Origin of the sequence: Streptomyces sp. NPDC001594 (genome assembly GCF_042893675.1) — a bacterium.
Classification (GTDB): domain Bacteria; phylum Actinomycetota; class Actinomycetes; order Streptomycetales; family Streptomycetaceae; genus Streptomyces.
Genome location: NZ_JBIAVB010000030.1, coordinates 30,957 through 52,447 on the forward strand (window position 1 = coordinate 30,957; position 21,491 = coordinate 52,447).

Here is a 21,491-nt window from a genome sequence, read left to right on the forward strand (position 1 = left end):
AAGCTCAGCATTGTTTCCCTCACCTCCCATCGAGGACGCGAAGAACAACGGCCCGGACCCGCAGGCCGCCTGGAGCGTAGCAGCCGCCGGAGGTGGCGAGAAGCAGTCGCGTGAACCCTCAACTCCCTTTCTTTTACATCCAGTTGGGTGGCGTGACGGTCCGGTGGACGGGGCCGGTGCGGGCGGTCGGCCGGAGGGTGACGGTGAAGCTCCGGCCGTGGGCCCGGCGGGTGTCCACCTCCAGCCGGGTGCCGGCCGCGACATGGCGTACGCGTACTCGCGGGTCCCCCTCCACCGGCCGCAGCCACCGGCCCGGCAGCAGCAGTCCCACGGCGGCCCGGCGGGTGGTCGGATCGGAGACGGCCACCCGCACGGCCGCGGGGTCCCGGTCCGCCGGCCGGTGGGCGACGATCACGGACCCGGGTCCGTCCAGGCGCAGGGCGGCGGTCCCGTGCGGGCCGGGTGCGAAGCAGTTGGCGGCGAGCAGACCGAGACCGGTGTGCGCCACCGCCTGGAGGCGGGCGGTGTTGGCCAGCACCCGCAGGGGCCCGCCCCGCGTGCCGTAGCCGCGCATCCGCTCCTCGTCGGCGTCGGGCACCAGGGCCCAGGCGGCGCACAGCGGCGGCGCGCCCGCGGGCCGGTCGAGGGCCGCCGTGAACACCCGCCGGGTGACCGGGGCGGCCGGGTTCGCCAGGCGCACCGCCCTGGGACTGCCGGTGACCAGGTCCAGGCCGACGCGTACGGGAGACGGGTCGAGGAAGAGGTAGCCGACCGCCGTGCCCCGGGTGAGATTGGCGTGCCGCAGCCACCGCAGGCCGCACGGGGCCGTCCCCGCGCCGGGCCCCTCGTAGGGACGGCCGTCGCGGGTGGCGCCGGTGACGAGGATCCGGTCGTCCGGGTGCGCCGTGCGGGCGTCGACCGTGGTCGTCACCGCCCGTCCGGCGAGGTCCGCGACGTCCGCCGCCAGGACGAGGACCTCCTCGTCGAACAGGAACCACGACTTCGTGGCCGTCGCGCCGCGGTACACGGTGAAGTCCGCCGGCAGCAGTGCCCGGTCCCGGAACGCCTCGTCGTCGCTCTGCACCATTCCGGCCGCGCCGTACGCGCCGAGGACCGTCCCGCCCGACCAGTCGGCGGTCCCGCGCGGGAAGTACACGTAGGCGTTCTGCGACGCGGAGGAGGCCGTGAACGCCAGGGCGTGGGACGGGTTGTCGTAGTACAGGGCGCCGCCGTACAGCTCGGGCACCGTCCGGCGCCGCTCGACGGGGGTGCTCACGCCGGGCAGGCCGTAGGGGGAGACGGTGGCGTAGTGGCCGACGTCGTGCCCCGGGCCCTGGTCCTCGCCCGACAGGTACAGCCGGTGGGCCCCGTCCCCCTGGAACCAGGGCATGAGGTTCTCGCCGTTCAGGTACTCGTACTTGCTGGTCCGCGTCGAGCTGCGGGCCAGGACGAAGGCGTAGCCGGGGCGCCGGTGGACGGTCCGGTCCATGGCGTTGAAGGCGAAGCTGGCGCGCGGGGGCGCCAGGTCCGCGGCCCGCACCGCGGGGTCGGCGAGGAGGTCGGCGTAGCGCGCGAAGGAGAGGGGTGAGACGAAGGCGGCCGGGTCGGCGCCGGCCCGGCAGGCGGGGCCCAGGTGCCTGGCGTAGGCCCGCAGGGCCCGGGCCCGGTCGCCCGTGGTGAGGGCGGACAGCCCCAGGACGGCCTCGCACACGGCTCGCGCGTCGGCGTACCCGCCCTGCGGCCGGGTGAGGGCCCGGCCCTTGACCGTCTCCGTCATCCACCCTTCGAAGACCAGCGGGGCGAAGCCGTCCCGGATCCACCCGTACACGGCCGCTCCCGCTTCCGGCCCCGGCCCCAGGCCCGTCCCGTCGAGGAGTGAGAGCGCCTCCACGACCCGCGTGAGCAGCGCCGTGCCGTAGGAGCCGGTGGAGGCGACGGAGCCGTGCTGGACGAACGAACCGTCGCGGTGGAAGCCGTCGGTGACACCGTGCCGGGGGGCGTAGGGGTCGAGGGGGTCGAGGACCGTCAGCTGGTCGGCGACGGCCTTGCGGATCCGGGCGGGGTCGCCGAGCAGGGCCCCCTGCACCATGCGGTTGGTGGTGATGTCGGCGAGGTTGGCCGCCGTGTGGAAGCGCGAGTCCAGGTCCACGTCCCCGGCCGCGCCGTGGCCCAGCCGGCGGTCCATCGCCGCGACGTAGGCCGCCGTCAGCCCCGGATACCGCGCGGCCGCCTCCGGCGCGAGCAGCGCCAGGGTCCGGCCGGCGTGGCGCGGGATGCCGATCTCCCACGGGAACCAGTTGCCGTGGGAGGCCGGGGCCCGGTCGCCGTAGTGCTCCTCGTACAGGCGGACCAGCGCGCGCAGCACCTTCGGCCGCGCGGCCCCGCCCCCGGAGGCGCCGGGCGCCGCGCCGCCGGGGACGCGGGTGGCCAGGGCGATCCCGTAGAGCCTGCGGAACGACTCCTCCAGCCGCGCCTCGGAGTCCCCGAGCGGGAGCCCCGCGAAGATCTCGCCGCCCCGGGCACGGTCCATGGCGGCGAGGTCCGCGCGCGCCGCCAGGGCCAGTGCGTCGAGCAGGGGGCGGGTCTCGGGCCGGCGGTTGGACGCGGCCGTACCCGCGAACAGGGCGGTCAGGTTGGCCAGCAGCCGTGCGCACGCGGCGTCCCGGTCCGGCACGCGCTCCCCGCCCTGGTCACCGGCTGCCCGTCCCCGCAGGACCGGAGGGACGCCCGCGCACGACAGGGCGTTCAGCATCCGTCTGCGCGAGAGGTCCACCGCCGCCGCCTCCTCCGTCGGGCCGCGGCCGCCGGGCCGGATCCGGCCGCCCCGGCGACCGGGCCCAGCCAACCACGCGCGCGGCGCCGGGCAGCGGGTCCGACACGGCCGCGGCCGCCGGATGCCGTACCGGCCGCCCGGCGGCTCCGGCCGCGCCGGCCGTCAGGGGCGCAGCCAGATCGGGTTGGTGAGGGCGGCCGGCGGCCCCGGCAGGGGTGGCGCCTGGGCCGGGTGGCGGACCTCCGCGCGGACGTAGGCGGTGCGGGCGGAGGTCGTGCGCCACTGGGCGGAAGCCGCCGCGGGCACGGTGAGGACCAGGCCCTGGTCCGTGACCAGGCGCAGCTCGCAGCCCTCGGCTCCGGTCACCGACAGCCGCACGAGGACCTCCGTGTCGGCGTCGGCCGGCGCCAGCGTCTCCCCGATGCCCGCGTGGGCCCCGCGGGCGGTGACGGCGGTGAAGTCCACGGAGACGGCGGAGGATTCGGCGGCGTAGGCGCGTCCGGCGCGCAGCCCCGCCAGTATCGCGGCGCGGGACAGGTCGTCGGCCAGGACGACGGTCTGGGGTTCACCGACGCGGTCCGGGTCGCGGTGGTAGTCGCTGTGGGCCAGGGCGGGCAGCCAGCGGTCGCCGTTCGCGGCGCACAGGGTGGCGTCCCAGGAGGCCAGGGAGACCTCGTCGTCGGCCGTCCAGGGGCCGTTCCACACCTCGACGGCGTCGGCCTCGCCGAAGCCGAACTTCCAGGCGCAGCCGACGCAGGTGGCGTGTGGATGGGCGGGGACGACGAGGCCGCCCGCCTGCCGTATGGCGCGGGCGAAGCGTGTGAAGCGGCGGTCCCGGGCCCGGTAGCGCCAGTCGACGAAGGTGCCCGGATCGGTGCCGACGGCGAGGACGTGGCCGGTGCGGGTGGTGATCTCCTCGCCGGTGAGGACGAGCAGACCCGCGGCGGCGGCGCCCTGCCAGGCGGTGTGGGAGCTGTGGGTGTTGTGCTCGGAGGTGTTGACGAAGTCCAGGCCGGCGGCGCGGGCGAGGGCGGCGAGCTCGGCGGGGGTGCGGCGGCCGTCGGAGTGCACGGAGTGGATGTGGCAGTCCCCGCGGTACCAGGCCCGGCCGCGGCCGGGGAGGCGTTCGGGCGGGTAGGTCAGGGGGGCGGGGGGTGCCGGTGCGCCGTGGACGAGGGTGACGGTGATCTCGTAGGGCAGTCCCTGGGGGGCCACGGTGTAGGGGCCGAGCGCGAGGTGCCACCGGCCGCGCTCCAGCGGTCCGGGCAGGTAGCCGGGGGTGGCTTCGTCCGCGCGGAGGAGGAACTCGCCGCGGGCGCCGCCGGACCAGCCGCGGAAGCCGCGGCCGCCGAGCGCGGTGCCGTGCTGGTCGAACAGGCCTATGTCGAGGGCGTTGCCGGGGGTGCCCGGCGGGGTGGGCGGTCTGTCGTAGCGGTAGGAGACGCGTAACTCGCGCACGTCCGGCGGGACGTCGAAGGGCACGTACACGAAGTCCGGGGCGCCGGGCCCTATGGTGCCGCGCAGGGTGGTGGTGGTCGTGGCCGGCTCGGGTTCCGCGGCCGCGGCGGCGGGCGAGGGGGAAGGGGCGGCGACGGCGGTGGCCGACGCGGCTGCCTGTGCCAGTAGTGCTCGTCTACTGAGGGCCATGGGGCCCAGGGTCGCGGGCGGAGGTGAACCCCACGTAAACGCACGGACGTTCGGCCGGTGGGGCTGGTGGGGGCGGTGCCGGACGGAGCCCCGGCACAGCCGGGGCTCCGCCGCGGTGGTGGGTCAGCGGACCGTGACGGTGGTGCTGGGCGAGAAGACATCACCCGAGAGCACCCGCAGCTCCTCCTTGCCCTTGGTGTTGAGCTTGCCGTCCAGGGCGTAGCTGCTGCCGTTCTTGACGACGGTCTCGGCCTTGAGGGTGGTCCACTTCCCGTCCTTCTTGTGCTGCAGGACCACCTTGCTGCCTATCTTGAGGCCCTTGGTGCGGCCTGTGACGTGCACCTTCTCCCCGGCCTTCACTTCGGTCCTGTCGACGGTGATGGTCAGGCTCGGCTGTTCGGCGCTCGCGCTCGCGCTCCCCTTGGGGGACGGCGACGCGGCGGCGTACGAGGTCGCGGCGCCGCCCGCCAGCAGCGTGGCGGTGAGGGTGGCGCAGGCAAGGGCACGCAGGGTGGAGTTCACGGTGGCTCCCGTCTGGGGCTGGGCAGGAATCCCCCCTCGCGCCTTCGAGGCTAACCAGCCGACCGGCCGTGGACTGCGGCATGCTGGGCCGAACGGGTGAGGCCCCGGGCGGTGTTCCGTGTGCCATGCTGTCTGGCGCCCACGGGACGCGCGTCGCGTGGGCGACGACGGGGAAGAGGTCTCACGGGGGTGTGGCATGCAGCCGTTGACCGCGACCGATCCGCGCCGCGTGGGCGCGTACCGGCTGCTGTACCGCCTGGGCGAGGGCGGCATGGGCCGGGTCTACCTCGGCCGGTCGCCCGGCGGCCGGACGGTCGCCCTCAAGGTGGTGCACGCGCAGATCGCCGACGACGCCGGCTTCCGCCTGCGCTTCGCCCGGGAGGTCAGGGCGGCTCGGTCGCTCGGGGGCGCGGGGACGGTGCCGGTGCTGGACGCCGACCCGGAGGCGGAGGTGCCCTGGCTCGCCACGGCGTACGTTCCGGGGCCGGCCCTCTCCGACGCCGTCATCAGCCACGGGCCGCTGCCCGAGGAGGCCCTGTGGCGGCTGTTCTCCGGACTCGCGCGGGCGCTGGCGGGGGTGCACGGGGCCGGGCTGGTGCACCGGGACGTCAAACCGTCCAACGTGCTGCTCTCCCAGGCGGGACCGCTGCTCATCGACTTCGGCATCGCCCGGTCCGCCGACGCGACGGTGCTGACCGGGACCGGTCTGGTGGTGGGTTCGCCGGGCTACATGTCGCCGGAGCAGGCGGAGGGCCGGACCGCCGGCCCGGCGGCGGACGTGTTCTCCCTGGGAGCGGTGCTGGCCTTCGCGGCGACCGGGCGCGGCCCCTTCGGCGGAGGGTCGGTGGCCGAGCTGCTGTACCGGCTGGTGCACCACGAACCCGACCTCGACGGGGTCGGGGGCCCGTTCGGGGAACTGGCCCGGCGCTGCCTGGCCAAGCGGCCCGAGGACCGGCCCGCGGTCGCGGAGCTGGTCGCCACGGCCGGGGCGCGGGCGGGCACGGGCCCGTGGCTGCCGGCGCCCGTGGTGGCCGCCATCGCGCAGAAGGCGGAGGAACTGCTCAACGCGGAGGCGGTGGAGCCCGAGGAGGAGGCGGCGGCGGAGCGCCCCGTACGGGAGCCCGCGTCCGGGGCCGTGTCCGCGGCGGCGTCCGGACCGGACGGGGTGACCACCCTCGCGCCGCCGCCGCGGACCCCGCGGACCCCGCCGCCCACGGCGGTCCTGCCCGGCCGGCCACCGGCCGGGCAGGACCGCCCCCGCGCCGCGTCGTCGGCCGCGCCCTTCCGCCGGGAGGACGCCGTCCGGTCCCTGACCACGGGGCTCGGCCGGCCGCTCTACGGGCTGTTCTTCCTGGTCCCGGTCGTCGCCCTGCTCGTCGGGGGGTTCGACCTGCTGGACCGGGCCGCGCGGTTCCCGTCCGAATCCGAGCGGCCGAGCGCCGCGCACGACTGGGCCGTGCACGACGACTGGTGGCGCTTCCCCGTCGCCCTCCTGCTCCTGGGCGCGATGGCGTGGCTGCAGGTCTACCGGAAGCGGCTGACGAGGGTGCCGCCCGGCCGGGTCCGGCTGTGGTCGGCCGGGATCGGCCTGTACTGGATCGCCCTGATCGCGGGCACGGCCCTGCACGTGGCGTGGGCCGTGATCGTGCAGGAGGACATGCCGTACGAGGCCGGGACCCATCCCCTCATGTGGGTGGCCCTGCCGGTGGCCGTCATCGGGGCGGTGGTGTCGCCCTTCCTGCTGATCGCGTCGGTGCTCCGGATCGCGAAGGCCTGAGCCGGGGCCGTCGGGGATCGTTTCTGCAGGTCGCCCCTTCACTCGGCCAGGTGGTTTGAGCCGTGGATCCCCCGGCCCGGTCTGGGCGCGGACCGCCCGGACCGGGAGCCTGGGGAAGGGGTCGGGCGGGCGGCCCGCGTCGGGGAGGCGGGAGTCAGCAGATGAAGGTCAACTTCGCGAAGTTCCAGGGCTCCCTGCCGTACGCCTCCGAGCTGTACGGGGTCTACCAGCCGCTCCTCGGGTGGCGCTCGGCCCGGCTCGCCGAGCGGTTCGGCACCACGGGCCCCGCCATGCGCCGCTCGCTCGCGGCGGCGCTCACCGAGAACATGCGCCCCTCCTACACGGTGGCCCCGGGCTCCGCCTCGGCCGCCGCACCCGCCCTGACGATCGAGCCGGGCGCCCCGGTGCCCTCGGTCGCCTCCGCCCTGCCCGGCGCCCTCGACTCGCTGGTCACCCGGGAACTCCTGGCCCGGATCAAGAAGGCGGACCTGACCGATCCGGCCGTCTGGGACCGTCTCGTGGGGCCGGGACCCGACGGCCTCGCGGCCTTGCTTCGCTTCGCGGAGGAGAAGATCGCCCAGGGCGGGGTCATCGTCCACGCCGCGTCCGACGGCCGGCCCTCGGCCGTCGCCGCCGCCGACTCCACGGCCCTGGCCGCGGCCCAGGAGTCCCGTGTCGCGGGGGCGCTGAAGAACCTGCAGGCCTCCGGCCGCTACGACGTGCTGCACGCGGTGTTCGCGACGGCCGGCCACCGGGTGAGCGTGCCGGAGGTCGACGCCCTGGCCGGACTGCTGGGAGGCGGGCCCCCCGTGTCACCGGGAGCACGCGGCGCGGCCGCCACCACCACCGCAGGCCTGCCCGAGGCATCGCTGTCCCCGCTCGGCGTCGTCCACCTCTTCCGCCAGTACTTCTTCGAGTTCGACTCGTTCCTCGGCCCCCCGGTCCAGCACGTCTGGCTCAGCCCCGGCGCCTCGGTCGAGCTGATCGAGGTCTCCACGCGCCGCACCCTCACCGAACGGACCACGGAGGCCTCCGAGGAGGTCAGCCGGCGCGGCGAGCAGGAGAGCCGGTCCGAGGACGAACTGTCGGCCTCGGTCAGCGAGGAGAACCAGAGCAGCAGCAAGTTCGGGGTGAGCCTGGAGGCGAGCACCAGCGGCAAGCTCGGGGTCTTCAACACCCAGGCCACCGCCCGTACGAGCTACGACTCGGCGGACGCGCGCAAGACCGCCAAGGAGCAGACCCACAAGCAGCTGCGCCAGCAGACGATCAAGCTGTCCACGGAGATCAAACGCAGCCTCAAGTCGACGTTCAAGACGGTCGTGGAGACCACGGACACCTCCAGCAAGAGGTACCTCCTGCAGAACACCACCGACAAGCTCGTCAACTACGAACTGCGGCGCAAGATGCGCCAGGTGGGGGTCCAGGTCCAGGAGATCGGCACCCAGCTGTGCTGGCAGACCTACATCGACCGGCCCGGCGACGAACTCGGGGTCGCCGAGCTGGTCCACCTCGCGCAGCCCCCGCAGGGCCAGGTCCAGCCCGCCCAGCTCGTACCGATGCCCGAGCAGTACCAGGAGACCGTCGAAGGCACCTACAAGGGGCCCGACGACGACTACTTCGACGACGCGCTGGCGGACCTCCTGCTCTATCCGAAGTACGGGTACGAGTACAAGAGCCACACCAACGTGCAGTGGCTGAGCAGCAACGTCGCCGATCTGCGGGTCAGCCCGTTCGCGGAGGGCAGCAACCGGCTGAGGCTGCGGATCGCCGGACACAGCGGTGACGACGGCGAGATGTTCCCCTACCGCTTCACCGTCAACTACGGCCCCACCTCGGCCTACGTGGAGCAGGTGAACAAGGTCAACGCCGAGCGCCTCAAGGAGGTCGACCAGGAGAAGGAGCGGCTGGCGAAGGAGGCGTTCTTCAAGGCCGCCCAGGAACGCGTCGAGCTGGCCGCGGGCATCAGCCCCCGCCGCTTCGAGGATCTGCGCGCGGAGGAGCAGATCGTCGTGTACCGCAGCCTGGTCCGCCAGCTGTTCAAGGGCAAGGGGCTGTCCGGCGTCAGCAGCCAGACCCAGCACATCATGGCGGAGCTGGTCCAGACGTTCTTCGACGTCGACCGAATGCTGTATTTCGTGGCCCCCGAGTGGTGGGTGCCCAACAAGCTCGCCGTGAAGGAGAACCTGGGCTTCGACGGCTCGGGGACCTCGGAGAAGGAGTTCGAGAAGAGCGCCGTCGTCGGCTGGGGCCGCACCGGCGGCGCCGGCGCGGACTACTACATCACCGCCGGCTCCCGGCCCGCCAGGCTCGGGAGTTCCCTGGGCTGGCTGCTCCAGCTCGACGGCGACAACCTGCGCAACGCCTTCCTCAACGCCCCCTGGGTCAAGGCCGTCGTCCCGATCCGCCAGGGGCACGAGTTCGAGGCGCTGGACTGGCTGGCCAACGCCGGCGTGGAGGGCACGGACGGACTCGACTCGCTGTACGCCGAGTCGGTGCCGGGCGAACGCGCCCGGATGCTGCTGGTGCTCAAGCGGTACCCGTGGAAGGACCCGGCGCTCACCGCCCGCTACCGCGACCTGCCGGCCGAGGCGCTGACGGTGCACGACGCCATCCGCTATCTGGCCGTGGTGGTCGGCGGCGACTGGCAGAAGTCGCGGGCGAAGGTCAGCGACCGGCTTCCGGACGGCACGCCCGTGAACTACCTGCCCACCGACAAGGTCTACGAGCGCGGATTCGATCCGCTCGGCGAGGGGTTCGAGGCGGACGGCACCGAGCCCTTCCAGGTCTTCGACCAGTGGATCGAGGTCATGCCGACCGATCAGATCGTCGCCACCGAGGTCCGCTACGACCCGAAGACCGGGATGCAGCTCTGAGATGGCCACGACCCGCCTCACCTTCGCCGCGGCCGACGTCCTCGGCCGCCCGCCGCAGGCCGGGACCGCGGCCGAGGTGAAGCTGACGTGGACGGACGCGCGGGGGCCGGTGACCCAGCTCATCAGCGTCCCGCTGGACCGGCCCGTCACCCGGGCGGTGCCGGCGCAGGAGTGGAGCCGGATCGACCTGGAGGTCGCCCACCCCGACTACGTGCCGGAGTCGGTCACCCTCACCCGCAACCCCGACGCCCCCGTGTACTGGGACAACCGGGGCGTCTCGGTGACCCGGGACGGGGACGACCTCCGCCTCACCATGGAGCTGGGCCGCGTCCGCCAGTCACCGCTCACGGCGCCCCCGTACACCGGCACCAAGGCGCGCGGCGACCAGCCGGGGGTCTTCTTCCGGGAGGCGTCGGGTCAGCCCCGGAGGTACGCGGTGCTGAACAACCCGCCCCCGCCCGAGACGCCCCTGTGGCTGGAGAAGGTGACCGTCCGCACGCTCACGGACGCCGCTCCGGCCCGCTCCGGCCAGAGCGGCTGGGACCGGCTGCGCACCACCGACCAGGTGGTGGTTCTGGCGGACACCGGGGGCTTCCTCTGGCTGGAGTACGGCGGCAACGACGACGCGCGCCCGCCGCAGCCGCGCTTCCTGGTCGCGGTCTGGGCACCGAAGCCGCCCCCGGCGCCGGCCGCGGCCGACGGCACGGACGTCGTCTGCTACTTCACCCCCTCCACCGAGACGGACGGGTTCCCGCTCTCCGCCTACCCCTTCCGCACCAACTACCCCTACACCGTCAAGAAGGACACCCCGGCCGACCAGCCGTACGTCGTCGTGGGCTACCGGCACATGCTGCGGGACCTCAACCTCGTGCAGGCGCAGCACGTCTCGGGCCGCCCGGCCGTGCTCGTCGTCCCCATCGTCCCGGCGCTGCCCCCGGGCAGGGACAACGAGAGGCTCGCCTGGCAGCCGTTCAACTCCCAGGAGGGCCTCCACCGCCTCCTGCTGGAGGTGACGCACTTCCTGCACCGCTTCGGCTACGGCCCTTCCGGCACCGATTTCAGCCGCTGGCAGGGCAGCACCGCCCCGGTCGGCTCGCTGCCCCCGCTCCCCACGGCGCGCCGCTCCGGCTCCGTGCCCACGCCCCCGCCGGCCCTGCGCAACGTCACCGTCTGCGGGTTCAGCAGCGCGATCATGGGCATCCACCCGCTCCTGACCCGCCGGGAGATCTCCCTCCCCCACCACTTCCCGCGCCACCTCTTCGGCGGTGACGCGGCGGCGTTCGGCGCGGTCTGGCGCGAATGGTGGGACCTCGACCTGGCGCTGAACACCGGTGAGACGGGCATCAGGACGGCCGACTACGAGCAGCACCTCCTCCAGTGGTTCGGTGCGGGGAACGACCGCCGCATGCGCCTCTACCATTCGGAGCACACCCTGGGGGACGCCCCGGCGCACCGGCGGTTCGCCGCCCTGGCACGGCTTCCCCACCAGGCCGCCGCGCTGCCCGGACTCGCCGAGGAATGGCACTCCGACGACGGCCGCTGGACGGCCGCGTTCTACCGGGCGAAGCTTCTGCGCGCCCCGACCCGGCCCGAGGGCGTCCTCCCCCTCTTCCCCCTGGAATCAGGCGACCCCCGCCTGATCCACCGCTTCACGGCTGCCCTCGGCTTCGGCCACGCGGCGAAACTGCGCGCCGGCTGAACGGCGGCGGGGTGTGTTCGAGGTGTCCCGGGTCCCGCGCGGGCCACAGGACGGCGGCGGCGAGGGAGGCCGCGAGCGCGACGGCGCCCAGGAGGGCGGCGGTGAGGGGCAGTCCCGCGGCGGCGGCGAGCCATCCCGCGAGGGGGTAGGTGAGCAGCCAGGAGCCGTGGGACAGGGAGAACTGGGCGGCGAAGGCCGCGGGGAGGTCCTCGTCGGAGGCGGAACGGCGGAGCACCCGGCCGCCCGGGGTGAGGACGGCGGAGCAGGCGGCGCCGATCGCGGCCCACGCCCCGAGGAGCGCCCACCAGGCCCCGTCGCCGGGTGCGCCCGCCACGAGGCCGGCGACGGCGGCGAGCACGGCCGGCAGGGCGAAGGCGCCGGTCAGCATGACGGCCCGGTCACCGGCCCGCCGCAGCAGGCGGGGGAGGAGCAGGGCCGCGAGCACGGAACCCGCCCCGTAGGCGCCCAGGGCGAGGGAGACGGCCCCGGCCGAGCGGTGGAAGTGGTCGCGGACCAGGACGACGGTGTCGACGAAGACGATCGCTCCGCAGGCGGCGACCGCGAGGTCCAGGGCGAGCAGCGCCCTCAGCCGCGGGGTGGCCCAGAACAGCCGGAGGCCGGAGACGGCGTGCGCACGGACGCCGCCGACGCGGTCCACGGGCGCCGGCGCGGGCAACACGGCGGAGCACACCAGCGCGGCCGAGGCGAGGAAGCCGACGGCGGTTCCGGCGAACAGCCAGTCGTAGGAGACCAGGGTCAGCAGGCCGGCGGCCAGCGCGGGACTGCCCAGGCTCTCCAGGTCGTAGGCGAGCCGGGACATCGACAGGGCCCGGGTGTAGTCGCGCTCGGCGGGCAGCACCTCGGGGATGGTGGCCTGGAAGGCCGGGGTGAAGGCGGCCGACGCCGCTTGCAGGGCGAAGACCAGGAGGTGGACCTGCCAGACCTGGGAGACGAACGGCAGGGCGAGGGCGACCGACGCCCGGATGAGGTCCGTCCCCGCCATCAGGGTCCGGCGCGGCATCCGGGCGGCGAACGCGCCGGCCAGCGGGGCGATGGCCACGTAGGCGACCATCTTGATCCCCAGTGCGGTCCCCAGTACCGCGGAGGCGCCCTCCCCCGCGATGTCGTACGCGAGCAGGCCCAGGGCGACCGTGGCCAGCCCGGTGCCGGTCAGGGCCACGGCCTGGGCCGTGAACAGTCGCCGGTAGGTGCGGTTGCGCAGCACGGACAACATGGCCTCGCCCAGGTCCGACGGATGGGGGCGGTCCCATCGTAGACAACGCGTGCGCAAGCATGCACATATCAGCGCCCGGGCACCGCTCCGCCCGAGGGGGGCCGGTCAGTCGTGGGGCGGGAGGGAGCCGATCCGGTGGTCGGCGGCGCTGAGCGCCTCGCCGACGAGGCGGCGCAGGTGGCCGTGGCCGAGCGAGTACACGACCCGGCGCCCGTCCCTGCGGGTGGCGACCAGACCCGCGAGGCGCAGTTTGGCCAGGTGCTGGCTGACCGAGGGGCGGGGGGCGCCGCACACCTCGGTGAGCGTCGTGACGTCCGCCTCGCCCTCGCCGAGCCGCTGGAGCAGCGCCAGGCGGGTGCGGTCGGCGAGCAGCGCCAGGATCGAGGCGGCGACCACCAGCCGCTCCCCGCCCGCCCCGCTCTGCGAGGGATGCGCAGGTGCTCCAGGTGTGCCTGAGGTCATCCGCCCATCGTAGGGCGGGCGCGCGCCTACCGGGCGGGGTCGCCGGGTGGGCGCGGGGTGAGGTGGTAGACGGCGTAGGCCCGGTCGATGACCGGCATGGCCACGTTGCGGACCCGCACCCCGCCGGCCGTGGTGCCGTGCTCGGTGCCCAGGTGGGCGTGGCCGTGGACGGCGAGGTCGGCCCCGATCTCGTCGATGGCCTCGGCGAGGAGGTAGCTGCCGAGGAACGGGTGGATCTCGGGGGGTTCGCCGGCCAGGGTGTCCGGCACCGGCGAGTAGTGGGTCAGGGCGATCCGCAGGGCGGTGCGCGCCTGCGCCAGGTCGGTGAGGGCTCGGCGCAGCCCGTCGGCGCACGTACGGGAGTGCCGCATGAAGGCCTTCATCTCGGGCTCGCCGAAGTCGCTGCCGCAGCGGCCGGCGTATCCCCCGCAGAACCCCTTGGCCCCGGCCACCCCCACGGTGGTGCCGTGGAGGTCGAGGACGACGGCTTCCCCCTCCAGCACGGTCACCCCCGCCTCCGCGAGGACGGCGGCGAGTTCCCCCGCCTGCTCGCCGTGGTGGTCGTGGTTGCCGAGAACGGCCACGACGGGGACGGGCAGGCCGGCGACCTCCCCGGCGACGACGGCGGCTTCCGGCGGGGTGCCGTGGCGGGTGAGGTCACCGGCGAGGAGGAGCAGGTCGGCGTGGTCCCCCAGCGTCTCGAAGGCCGGCCGGAGGGTGCCCTCGCAGCCCGGCGCGAGGTGGATGTCGCCCACGGCCGCGACGCGGATCACGGCAGGTCCTCCTCACGGTCGGGCGGGCGGGCGCTGACGACGGTGAGGTCGTGGCGCCAGTCGAGCGGGTGGAGGGCTTCCGCGGCGATGCGCAGGACCGTTTCGCGGCAGTCCCGGCTGGAGACCGGCCCCCAGACGAGGACCGTGGGGCCGCGCAACTCGACGCGGACCCCGAGTTCGGCGATGTCCTCCTGGGCGAGCCGGTCACGCAGGTGCTGGGCCCGGTACTCGGGCAGTGCGCCGGCGGCGGTGCCGGCGGGGTCAGGGGTGCTCATGGCGGGCCTGCTTTCGGGGCTCGATCACCTGCAGGCGTTCGAGGAGGTACAGGAAGGCGTCGGGCAGGGGCTGGTCGCGGTGGCGTCGGTCCAGGAGCGGCCAGTCGATGCGTTCACGGAGCATCCGGGCCATCGGGAGCAGCTCGGCGAAGTCGCAGTAGTGCTCGCACAGGGCGGTCAGGCGGCTGTCCATGAGGTCGGTGGGGGCGAGGACGGGCATGCGTACGGAGTCCACGGCGCGGACGTCCGCCCGCTGGAGGAGCTCGTGCGCGACGGGCCGGCCCGCGAGGTCCAGGATGAGGTCGATCTCCTCGTCGCCGTCGCGGCCCTTGATCAGCCAGTCCTCGGGGGCGTCGACGACGGTGATGCCCGCTTCGGCCAGCGCGGCCACGGCGGCGGGCGCGTCCTCGCGGCGCAGGCAGAAGTCGGTGTCGTGCCGGAAGCCGGCCGGCAGCCCGTGGGCGAAGGCGGCGACGCTTCCGGCGAGCGCGAACGGCACCCCGGCCTCCTTGAGGAGCGCGCCGACCCGTTTGGTGGTCTCCAGGATGGCCTGCGTGTGATCACGCGGAAGGCCCGACTCGCTCACGGCTCACCTCCCCGCCGCCGCGTCTCCCCGGGCGGTGCGCGGTCGTGCACCCGCACCGGTGGGGTGGGCGTTCATGGCCTGTCCGATCCGTAGCGCGGACTCTGTACCGGGACCGCGTTCCCCGGTCTCCGGTTCCGGTAGGCGCGTGCCCCCTGCCACCCTGGCACAAACCCGCGCGTCCCGCGGCCCGGGATCGAAGGCGCCCGGCCTCCCGTCAGCCGGGCGGGGCGTCGTCGAAGTTGATCTCCAGGCTCGGGCGCAGCTCGGCCGCCATGTTGCGCTCCATCATGCGCAGGGCCGCCTCGGCGAGGCCGGCGTCGATGTGGGCGACCGCGTCGAGGGCCACGACGACGTCGAGGTGGCGGATGTGGGCGTCGAGGGCCGAGTAGAGCACGCACTGCTCGGTCACCTGCCCGCACAGCACCACCCGTTGCACGTCGAGCTGGCCCAGCAGGTAGGCCAGGGGGGTCTCGAAGAAGACCGAGTGCCGTGCTTTGACGACGAAGAGGGCGTCCTCGTCGGGCGCGACCGGCTCGACCAGGTCGGAGTAGCGGCCCGCGAGGGCGGCTTCGAGGATCTCGCCGTGGTGGGAGCGCCAGCGCCCGAAGTTGTCGTTGACGTAGACGGCCGGCGCATCGGCGTCGCGCGCCCGCTCGAGGAGCGTCTCGACGCCCGGGAGGGCCTTGCGGACGGACCGCACCAGCACCTCGGCGTCCTCGTGCTCGTAGGTGTTGAGCATGTCGATCACGATGAGTGCCGTCCGGCCCATACCACCGCCTCCCGTCACGCCGGGCGCCTGCCCGCGCCGCCGGGACCCAATCGCGGACGGGCCTCCGGGTACGCGGCGATGATCGGGGTAGCCGCGCCCCATGGACACCACGACCGACACCACGCCGCTGCCCGCCGTCTCGCTGGTCTGTTCACTGTCGCCGTCACCGAAGCCGTCGAGCTCGCACCTGCTGGCCAGCGTCGCCCAACGTGTCCTCGAACGCCTGGACGCCGAAATCGGCGAGAGCGACGACGAGGGCCGCGTGCTCACCTACGGCAAGGCCGTCGCCTGCCCACCCTCCGCCTGACGGCCGTGAGCCCGGAGCCGGAAGGAGACCGGAATGCCCCGCCCCGCCACCGGTGAAGCCGCACTGCCGTGACGCCCGACGAAGCCCTGCGGCGGATCGCCTTCCTCCTCGAATGGCGCGGGGCGTCCCCCTACCGGGTGCGGGCCTTCCACACGGCGGCCGACGCCGTCCGCGACCTGCCCCCCGGTCCGGTGGACGCCGCGCGGGCCGGACGCCTGCGCGGGGTCGGTCCGGTCACCGCCGAGGTGATCGCCCAGGCGTCGGCCGGCGCGGTGCCCGGCTATCTCGCCCGTCTGGAGGCCGAAGGCGGCCCGGACGCCCGCGCCGGCTGGGAGCTCGCGGCCGCGAGCACCGGCGACTGCCACCTGCACTCCGACTGGTCGGACGGCGGCAGCCCGATCCAGGACATGGCCGACGCGGCCCACGCCCTGGGCCACCGGTGGGCCGTGCTGACCGACCACTCACCGCGCCTGACCATCGCCCACGGACTGAGCCCGGACCGGCTCAGGAGCCAGCTGCGGGCCGTGGCCGCCGTCAACGCCCGGCTGGGGCCCGGCTTCCGGCTGCTGAGCGGCATCGAGTGCGACATCCTGGACGACGGCTCGCTCGACCAGGAGGAAGACCTGCTCGGCCGGCTCGACGTCGTCGTGGCGTCCGTGCACTCCAAGCTCCGCTCCGAGCCCGGGCCGATGACCGCCCGCCTGCTGGCCGCGGTGCGCAACCCGCGCGTCGACGTCCTGGGGCACTGCACGGGACGGATCGTCACCGGCCGGGGCCGCCCGCAGTCCCGGTTCGACGCCGAGGCCGTGTTCGCCGCCTGCGCGGAGGCCGGTACCGCCGTGGAGATCAACTGCCGGCCCGAGCGGCGCGATCCGCCGGACGACCTGCTCGCGCTGGCCGCCGCCGCGGGCTGCCTCTTCGCCGTGGACACCGACGCCCACGCCCCGGAGCAACTGCACTGGCAGAGCACCGGCTACGCCCGCGCGGCACGGACCGGCCTGCCGGCGGACCGGCTGATCACGACCTGGCCGCTCGGGCGTCTGCTGGAGCACGGAAGCCGCCGGCGGTGACCACCCGCCGGGCCGGACCGGCCGTTCAGCCGGCGTCCTCGCGCACGACCCTGACGCTGGTGGCTTCGGGGTCGACGGCGTCGGGCACGACCATGCCGGCCTCGACTCCGGTGCGCTGGTAGCGCAGCACGTCCGTGGTCAGGCGTTCACCCGGCAGCGCGGCCGGGATGCCGGGCGGGTAGGGGGTGAGCATCTCGGCGGCGATGCGTCCGGCGGCCCGCTCCCAGGGGACCTGCTCGGTACGGCCGAAGAAGGCGTCCCGGGGCAGGAGCGCCTGCTCCAGCCTGAGTTCGGCCGGATCGGGGACGTACACCGGCTGCCCGGTGCGCAGTTCGGGCGCGTGGGCGGCGAGGTCGGTGAGGGCGGCGATCAGGGTGCCGGCGGTGTGGTCGTCGTCGGCGTGGGTGAACTGGGCGCTGATGCGGCGGTGATCGGACACGTGGAGGTTGATGCGGTGGGTGCGGCGCAGCCAGTCGGCGGCGCGGTATCCGGTGACCTGCCAGGCGCTGAGGTCGATGATGATCTGGAGGGGGTCCAGGTCGGTGGCCTTGCCGGGGCCGCAGAAGTCGGCGCGGTCGTGGACGTGCAGGCCGTCGATCCGCGAGATCCGGTCGCGGACCCGTCCGGTGAGCGCGAGGGCGTCGTCGTACAGGGACTTGCCGTACTCGACCATCTGCCGCCGCCAGCCGTCGAGGGCCGCGTACACGAGGACGGAGGGGCTGGTGGTGCCCAGCAGGTCCTCGCGGCCCTTGAGTACTTCGGGGGCCACCAGGTCGCCCTGGAGGTGGAAGACCGAGCTCTGTTCGAGTCCGGAGCCCATCTTGTGCACCGAGGTGACGCACACGTCGGCGCCGGCGTCCATCGCCCAGGTGGGCAGGTCGGGGTGGAAGGGCAGGTGGGCGCCCCACGCCTCGTCGACGATGAGGGGCACGCCGCGGCGGTGGCAGACCTCGGCGATGGCGGCCAGGTCGGAGCAGGTCCCGTAGGGGGTGGGGGTCGTGACGAGCGCGCCGCGGGCGTCGGGGTGTGCGGACAGCGCTCGCGCGAACGCCTCGGCGGACGGCGGGTGGGCCAGGTGCCGTTCGGCGTCCCACTGCGGGTCGACCCAGACGGGGCGGATCCCGGACAGGATCAGCCCCGCGACCACGGACTTGTGCGCGTCCCGTCCGACCACCAGCTCCTCGTGCGGGCCGGCGACCGAGAGCATGGCGGACTTCACCGACAGCGAGCTGCCGCAGGTGGAGAAGAAGGCGTGTTCGGCGCCGACGGCGTCGGCCATGAGCGCCTGCGCCTCCTCGACGACCCCGTGGGAGGAAGTGCGGTCGTCCAGGCCGCTGGTGGCCAGGACGTCGGAGCGGAACACGGCGTCGCCGAGCACGGCGCGCACGCGCGGGTCGGCCCCGCGCCCCTGCTTGTGTCCCGGCGGCGTGAACGGCGTCTGGCCGGATGCGTGGTAGTCGGCCAGCGCGTCCAGTACGGGCGTCTTCGACTGATCCATACCTGCCCGCTTGCCCACCGCGAGACCACGGAAACGGGCGCGGGACGTGACGGTGGATCAGGCGGCGGCGAGGGAGATCTCGGTGGCCTTGATCAGGGCGACGACGGGGGTACCGGCGACGAGGCCGAGGTCGTGGGCGGCGTCGGCGGTGATGGCCGCGGTCAGGCCGCCGCCGTTCACGTCGACCTTCACGGAGGCCATCGCCGGGCCGGCGGCCACGTCGACGACGGTGCCGGGGATCTGGTTGCGGATGGAGACGCCGGAGACGGCGGCGGTGGCGAGGGACACCTCGGTGGCCTTGACCAGGGCCTTGACCGCGGAGCCCGCCGCGAGACCCAGCTCCTTGGCGGCGTCGGTGGTGATCGCCGCGGTGATCTCCTGACCGCCCTCCAGCCGGACCTTCACCGAGGACATGGCCTCGCCGGCCGTGATCGAGGTGACGGTTCCGGCCATCTGGTTGCGGATGGACAGGGTCATGAAAACCACGCCTCACAGAAGAAGAAAAGAGGGACGGAAATTGCGCAGCCCGGTGTGTGATCTGCGTTGCGGCCGACATTACAGGAAGGCAAAACCGGCCAAGGACGGCACCTCTCATCCGCCAACCGAATAGCCGAATCCCCTTGGCTTATTCCGAAAGGTCTCACGACCTGAGACGGCGAAATTGCGGGCCAACCTCACGCCGCGAGGAAAAGCGGGATTCCGCCACGGGCCGACGGGCGGGCGCGGTCAGCGGCGTCGGGGTTCCCAGCGCAGCAGGTCGTCGGCGGCCAGGGCGTGGACCGGCGCGCCGTCCTCGGTGTGGCTCCTGGGAGGCCGGCCGGGCACGGCCCAGGCGGGCCAGGCCTGGTTGGTGGTCGGCCAGGCCAGGCGCAGGACGGCGTCGACGCCGTCCATGGCGGCGGTGAGCGCGGCCGGGTCGGTGGCGGATGCCGTGATGTGGGTGTGGGTTCCGGTACCGCTGCCGGGACGGGGTCGAGGACCGTGACCTCGTGCCGGGTCGTGAGGGCGGGCAGGTCAGGCCGGCGACGTAGCCGCTGCCGCCGATGACCAGAACGCGCATGCGGTCACGCTGACAGGGGACTTCGGGCCTCGGGGCGAGAAGGGCGCCGCGCCGGGGCGGACACCTGGCACGGAGCCGCTCCGGACGCCGCTCGGCGGGCCCGGCCCGCGTTCGCCGCATGCCGCCGACCCGCCGACCGGGCATCGGCTGGAGCACCTCCGAAATGGCTGGCAGGTGCATGACGACCGGGGCGAGCCCGGGGCTACCGTCTTAGAGCTCCGGAGGGGCGGCTGTCCGAACGCCCGGGCCACCGGCGGGCGGTGGCGGCGCCTCCGACGCCCCGGCTCCGCCCCAGGGGCCGGGCCCCCACACACGAAGGGCACCACCATGTCCCCGAGTACCCGGCTGAAGACCGGAACCTCCGCCGCCGCGCTGGTCCTCGCCGCCGCGACCGCCGCGACCGCGGCACCCGCCACCGCGGCGACCCCCGGCGCCACCACCGCGGCCGTGACGCTCCGTTACGACGACAGCCGGGCCGCCGGCTGGGAAGCCGCCATCGCGGCCGGGGTCGCCTCCTGGAACGCGAACGTCGGCACCGTGCGGCTGGTCAAGGCCGCACCCGGGGTCCGGGCCGAGATCCTCATCGTGGCCACCACCGGCTGGCCGCAGGCGACCCTCGGACCGGTCCGCCCGGGGCGGCAGGTGCGGGTCGAACTCGGCGCGCAGGCCGTCGGCGACGGGTACGACAAGACGCGCATCGCGGCGCACGAGCTGGGCCACAGCCTGGGCCTCCCGGACACCAAGCCGGGACCGTGCACCCAGCTGATGTCCGGATCCAGCGCCGGAACGGCCTGCACCAACCCCGTGCCCGACGCGGCGGAGCGGACCCGCGTCCAGAACACCTACGCCAACGGCCTGGCAGCCGCCGGGCCGACCGACGGCCGGGTCCTCGTCGACGCCCCCTGACCAGCCCCACGGGGAAGGGTGCGGACCGGAGCTACCCGTCTGCGCCGGTGCGCGGCGGGAAGGCCAGGCCGGTGGGGGTGTTGAGGCCGGTGGGGTTCAGCACGGTCTGGGTGCCGTTCGGGCGCAGGCGGAGCACCCGGTTGTGGAAGGCGTCGGCGACGTAGAGGGTGCCGCGGTGGTCAAGGGCCAGGCCGAGCGGGCTGTTCAGACCGGTGAAGGGCACGGTGGTCTGCGCGCCGCCCCCGCCCGCGACCTTGACCACGCGGTTGTTGCCGCTGTCGGAGACGTACAGGTCTCCGGTCGGGCTCAGGGCGAGCCCGGTGGGCTGGGAGAGCCCGTCGGTGGGGACGGTGGTCTGGCCGCCGGCGGAGGACACCCTGACCACGCGGTCGTTGACGAAGTCGGAGATGTAGAGGTCCCCGCCGGGCGCCAGGGCCAGTCCCCAGGGGTGCAACAGCCCGGTGGCCGGGACCGTGGTCTGGCCGCTGCCGTCGGCGGCCACCTTCACGACGCGGTCGTTGAAGCTGTCGGCGATGTAGAGGTCGCCGGACGCGTCGACGGCGAGGCCCAGCGGGCGCGAGAGCCCGTGGGTGGGAACGGTGACCTCGCCGCCCCCGTCCGGCAGCAGCCGCAGGACCCGGTTGTTGCCGGTGTCGGCGATGTAGAGGCTGCCCGACCGGTCCCATGCGAGACCGGTCGGGCGTAGCAGGCCGTCGAGGACGAGGACGCTCTCGCCCCCGCCGTGGCTGGGCAGGGTGACCACGCGGTTGTCGCCGTAGTCGGACACGTACAGCCGCCGGCCGGTGTGCGGGTGGTGCCCGTCGTGCGGTTCGGCGGCGTCCACGGTGTGCGCGGGCGACACGCACAGGAGCAGCAGTCCGGCGAGGGCGGCCCGCCCGACCACCCGCCGCCGGATCCGGCTCGTGGGGACGGGGGGTTCGTCTTCGTACGGCCTGACCGTGATGCGTTCCACGACTCACCCACCTGTTCCGTGACCGGCCGGCAGCCCTCCGTCGTGCCGGCCTGCTCCCGCCGACCCTAGGCAGCGACCGCGGACGTCACGAGAGCCACGCCATCAACGCCGCCGCGCGCCACTCCGATGCCCGGTCAGGAGGACATGATGAAGCGCAGGGCGAGGCCGGAGGCTGGGATCCAGTAGGTGACGCGGGCGCCGTCGTCGAAGGAGACCTGGCCGGGCAGGCTGACGTTCACCGGCTGGCCCGGCTCGCTGCCGGGGTTGGGGCCTTGGAGGCGGAGGGG

The 21,491-nt window shown here is 74.4% G+C and carries 18 protein-coding genes and 1 pseudogene; 6 read left to right on the forward strand and 13 right to left on the reverse strand.

Translation table 11 applies throughout. The features are described 5' to 3' along the window. Positions 1–133: 133 nt before the first annotated feature. The 3 genes from ACFY0O_RS36810 to ACFY0O_RS36820 form a co-directional block, all read right to left on the reverse strand. The gene (locus ACFY0O_RS36810; RefSeq protein ID WP_388955244.1) at positions 134–2,773 is read right to left on the reverse strand and encodes a polysaccharide lyase family 8 super-sandwich domain-containing protein; all 2,640 of its coding nucleotides are present in this window, start codon (positions 2,771–2,773) and stop codon (positions 134–136) included. Positions 2,774–2,935: 162 nt separating this feature from the next. Continuing rightward, positions 2,936–4,420, reverse strand: a complete 1,485-nt coding sequence (locus ACFY0O_RS36815; RefSeq protein ID WP_388955246.1) for a CehA/McbA family metallohydrolase — start codon at positions 4,418–4,420, stop codon at positions 2,936–2,938. A gap of 123 nt (positions 4,421–4,543) precedes the next feature. Next, positions 4,544–4,942 (reverse strand): hypothetical protein, encoded by a 399-nt coding sequence (locus tag ACFY0O_RS36820; RefSeq protein ID WP_388955249.1) that lies wholly within the window; start codon positions 4,940–4,942, stop codon positions 4,544–4,546. Positions 4,943–5,138: 196 nt separating this feature from the next. Between ACFY0O_RS36820 and ACFY0O_RS36825 the strand changes: the two genes are divergently transcribed. The 3 genes from ACFY0O_RS36825 (at position 5,139) to ACFY0O_RS36835 (ending at position 11,291) form a co-directional block, all read left to right on the forward strand. Continuing rightward, positions 5,139–6,719: a serine/threonine-protein kinase gene (locus ACFY0O_RS36825; protein ID WP_388955250.1), complete on the forward strand. Its 1,581-nt coding sequence runs from the start codon at positions 5,139–5,141 to the stop codon at positions 6,717–6,719. Positions 6,720–6,880: 161 nt separating this feature from the next. Continuing rightward, positions 6,881–9,592, forward strand: coding sequence for a hypothetical protein (locus tag ACFY0O_RS36830; RefSeq protein WP_388955252.1), 2,712 nt, complete (start codon positions 6,881–6,883; stop codon positions 9,590–9,592). A gap of 1 nt (position 9,593) precedes the next feature. Continuing rightward, entirely contained in the window at positions 9,594–11,291 is a 1,698-nt protein-coding gene (locus tag ACFY0O_RS36835) for a hypothetical protein (protein WP_388955254.1), read from the forward strand. Here ACFY0O_RS36835 and ACFY0O_RS36840 read toward each other — a convergent pair. The 6 genes from ACFY0O_RS36840 to ACFY0O_RS36865 all read right to left on the reverse strand — a co-directional run bounded on the left by ACFY0O_RS36840 (position 11,242) and on the right by ACFY0O_RS36865 (position 15,390). Further along, positions 11,242–12,525, reverse strand: a complete 1,284-nt coding sequence (locus ACFY0O_RS36840; protein WP_388955256.1) for an MFS transporter — start codon at positions 12,523–12,525, stop codon at positions 11,242–11,244. The two genes, ACFY0O_RS36835 and ACFY0O_RS36840, sit on opposite strands and share 50 nt — an antisense overlap. Positions 12,526–12,630: 105 nt before the next feature. After that, on the reverse strand, positions 12,631–12,987 hold the full coding sequence (locus tag ACFY0O_RS36845) for an ArsR/SmtB family transcription factor (protein WP_388955258.1): 357 nt from the start codon (positions 12,985–12,987) through the stop codon (positions 12,631–12,633). Positions 12,988–13,013: 26 nt separating this feature from the next. Continuing rightward, on the reverse strand, positions 13,014–13,760 hold the full coding sequence (locus ACFY0O_RS36850; RefSeq protein ID WP_388955261.1) for a metallophosphoesterase: 747 nt from the start codon (positions 13,758–13,760) through the stop codon (positions 13,014–13,016). Beyond that, positions 13,757–14,035 (reverse strand): hypothetical protein, encoded by a 279-nt coding sequence (locus ACFY0O_RS36855; RefSeq protein WP_388955263.1) that lies wholly within the window; start codon positions 14,033–14,035, stop codon positions 13,757–13,759. Before ACFY0O_RS36855 ends, ACFY0O_RS36850 begins: the two co-directional genes overlap by 4 nt. Then, positions 14,022–14,621 (reverse strand): nucleotidyltransferase family protein, encoded by a 600-nt coding sequence (locus ACFY0O_RS36860; RefSeq protein ID WP_388955266.1) that lies wholly within the window; start codon positions 14,619–14,621, stop codon positions 14,022–14,024. The genes ACFY0O_RS36855 and ACFY0O_RS36860 overlap by 14 nt, the downstream gene beginning before the upstream one ends. Positions 14,622–14,835: 214 nt before the next feature. Further along, positions 14,836–15,390: an isochorismatase family cysteine hydrolase gene (locus ACFY0O_RS36865; RefSeq protein ID WP_388955268.1), complete on the reverse strand. Its 555-nt coding sequence runs from the start codon at positions 15,388–15,390 to the stop codon at positions 14,836–14,838. A 100-nt stretch (positions 15,391–15,490) separates the two neighbouring features. On the opposite strand from ACFY0O_RS36865, the pseudogene ACFY0O_RS36870 reads away from it, so the two are divergent. Both ACFY0O_RS36870 and ACFY0O_RS36875 read left to right on the forward strand, forming a co-directional pair. Beyond that, positions 15,491–15,670 (forward strand): annotated as a pseudogene (locus tag ACFY0O_RS36870) (hypothetical protein); the annotation flags it as partial. 95 nt (positions 15,671–15,765) lie between these two features. After that, positions 15,766–16,767 carry a PHP domain-containing protein gene (locus ACFY0O_RS36875; RefSeq protein WP_388955270.1) on the forward strand — a complete coding sequence of 334 codons (1,002 nt, stop codon included), beginning with the start codon at positions 15,766–15,768 and terminating at the stop codon, positions 16,765–16,767. 25 nt (positions 16,768–16,792) lie between these two features. Here the strand turns inward: ACFY0O_RS36875 and ACFY0O_RS36880 are convergent, their stop codons facing one another. From ACFY0O_RS36880 to ACFY0O_RS36890, 3 genes are all read right to left on the reverse strand, one after another. Next, a complete protein-coding gene (locus tag ACFY0O_RS36880; RefSeq protein ID WP_388955272.1) occupies positions 16,793–18,265 on the reverse strand; it encodes an aminotransferase class I/II-fold pyridoxal phosphate-dependent enzyme in 1,473 nt (490 codons plus the stop codon). Between the two features lie 57 nt (positions 18,266–18,322). Next, positions 18,323–18,742 carry a molybdopterin-binding protein gene (locus tag ACFY0O_RS36885; protein ID WP_388955274.1) on the reverse strand — a complete coding sequence of 140 codons (420 nt, stop codon included), beginning with the start codon at positions 18,740–18,742 and terminating at the stop codon, positions 18,323–18,325. 249 nt (positions 18,743–18,991) lie between these two features. After that, complete coding sequence (locus tag ACFY0O_RS36890) at positions 18,992–19,159, reverse strand: hypothetical protein (protein WP_388955276.1); 168 nt, start codon at positions 19,157–19,159, stop codon at positions 18,992–18,994. A gap of 493 nt (positions 19,160–19,652) precedes the next feature. Between ACFY0O_RS36890 and ACFY0O_RS36895 the strand changes: the two genes are divergently transcribed. Further along, the gene (locus ACFY0O_RS36895; RefSeq protein WP_388955278.1) at positions 19,653–20,231 is read left to right on the forward strand and encodes a snapalysin family zinc-dependent metalloprotease; all 579 of its coding nucleotides are present in this window, start codon (positions 19,653–19,655) and stop codon (positions 20,229–20,231) included. Positions 20,232–20,262: 31 nt separating this feature from the next. Here the strand turns inward: ACFY0O_RS36895 and ACFY0O_RS36900 are convergent, their stop codons facing one another. Then, on the reverse strand, positions 20,263–21,204 hold the full coding sequence (locus ACFY0O_RS36900) for an SMP-30/gluconolactonase/LRE family protein (RefSeq protein ID WP_388955280.1): 942 nt from the start codon (positions 21,202–21,204) through the stop codon (positions 20,263–20,265). Between the last annotated feature and the right edge of the window lie 287 nt (positions 21,205–21,491).

Coding starts and splice junctions, on each gene's coding strand:
- ACFY0O_RS36885 (WP_388955274.1), bottom strand. CDS start 18,742: ATGACCCTGTCCATCCGCAACCAGATGGCCGGAACCGTCACCTCGATC.
- ACFY0O_RS36880 (WP_388955272.1), bottom strand. CDS start 18,265: ATGGATCAGTCGAAGACGCCCGTACTGGACGCGCTGGCCGACTACCAC.
- ACFY0O_RS36825 (WP_388955250.1), top strand. CDS start 5,139: ATGCAGCCGTTGACCGCGACCGATCCGCGCCGCGTGGGCGCGTACCGG.
- ACFY0O_RS36855 (WP_388955263.1), bottom strand. CDS start 14,035: ATGAGCACCCCTGACCCCGCCGGCACCGCCGCCGGCGCACTGCCCGAG.
- ACFY0O_RS36840 (WP_388955256.1), bottom strand. CDS start 12,525: ATGTTGTCCGTGCTGCGCAACCGCACCTACCGGCGACTGTTCACGGCC.
- ACFY0O_RS36845 (WP_388955258.1), bottom strand. CDS start 12,987: ATGACCTCAGGCACACCTGGAGCACCTGCGCATCCCTCGCAGAGCGGG.
- ACFY0O_RS36815 (WP_388955246.1), bottom strand. CDS start 4,420: ATGGCCCTCAGTAGACGAGCACTACTGGCACAGGCAGCCGCGTCGGCC.
- ACFY0O_RS36835 (WP_388955254.1), top strand. CDS start 9,594: ATGGCCACGACCCGCCTCACCTTCGCCGCGGCCGACGTCCTCGGCCGC.
- ACFY0O_RS36895 (WP_388955278.1), top strand. CDS start 19,653: ATGTCCCCGAGTACCCGGCTGAAGACCGGAACCTCCGCCGCCGCGCTG.
- ACFY0O_RS36890 (WP_388955276.1), bottom strand. CDS start 19,159: ATGGACGGCGTCGACGCCGTCCTGCGCCTGGCCTGGCCGACCACCAAC.
- ACFY0O_RS36865 (WP_388955268.1), bottom strand. CDS start 15,390: ATGGGCCGGACGGCACTCATCGTGATCGACATGCTCAACACCTACGAG.
- ACFY0O_RS36830 (WP_388955252.1), top strand. CDS start 6,881: ATGAAGGTCAACTTCGCGAAGTTCCAGGGCTCCCTGCCGTACGCCTCC.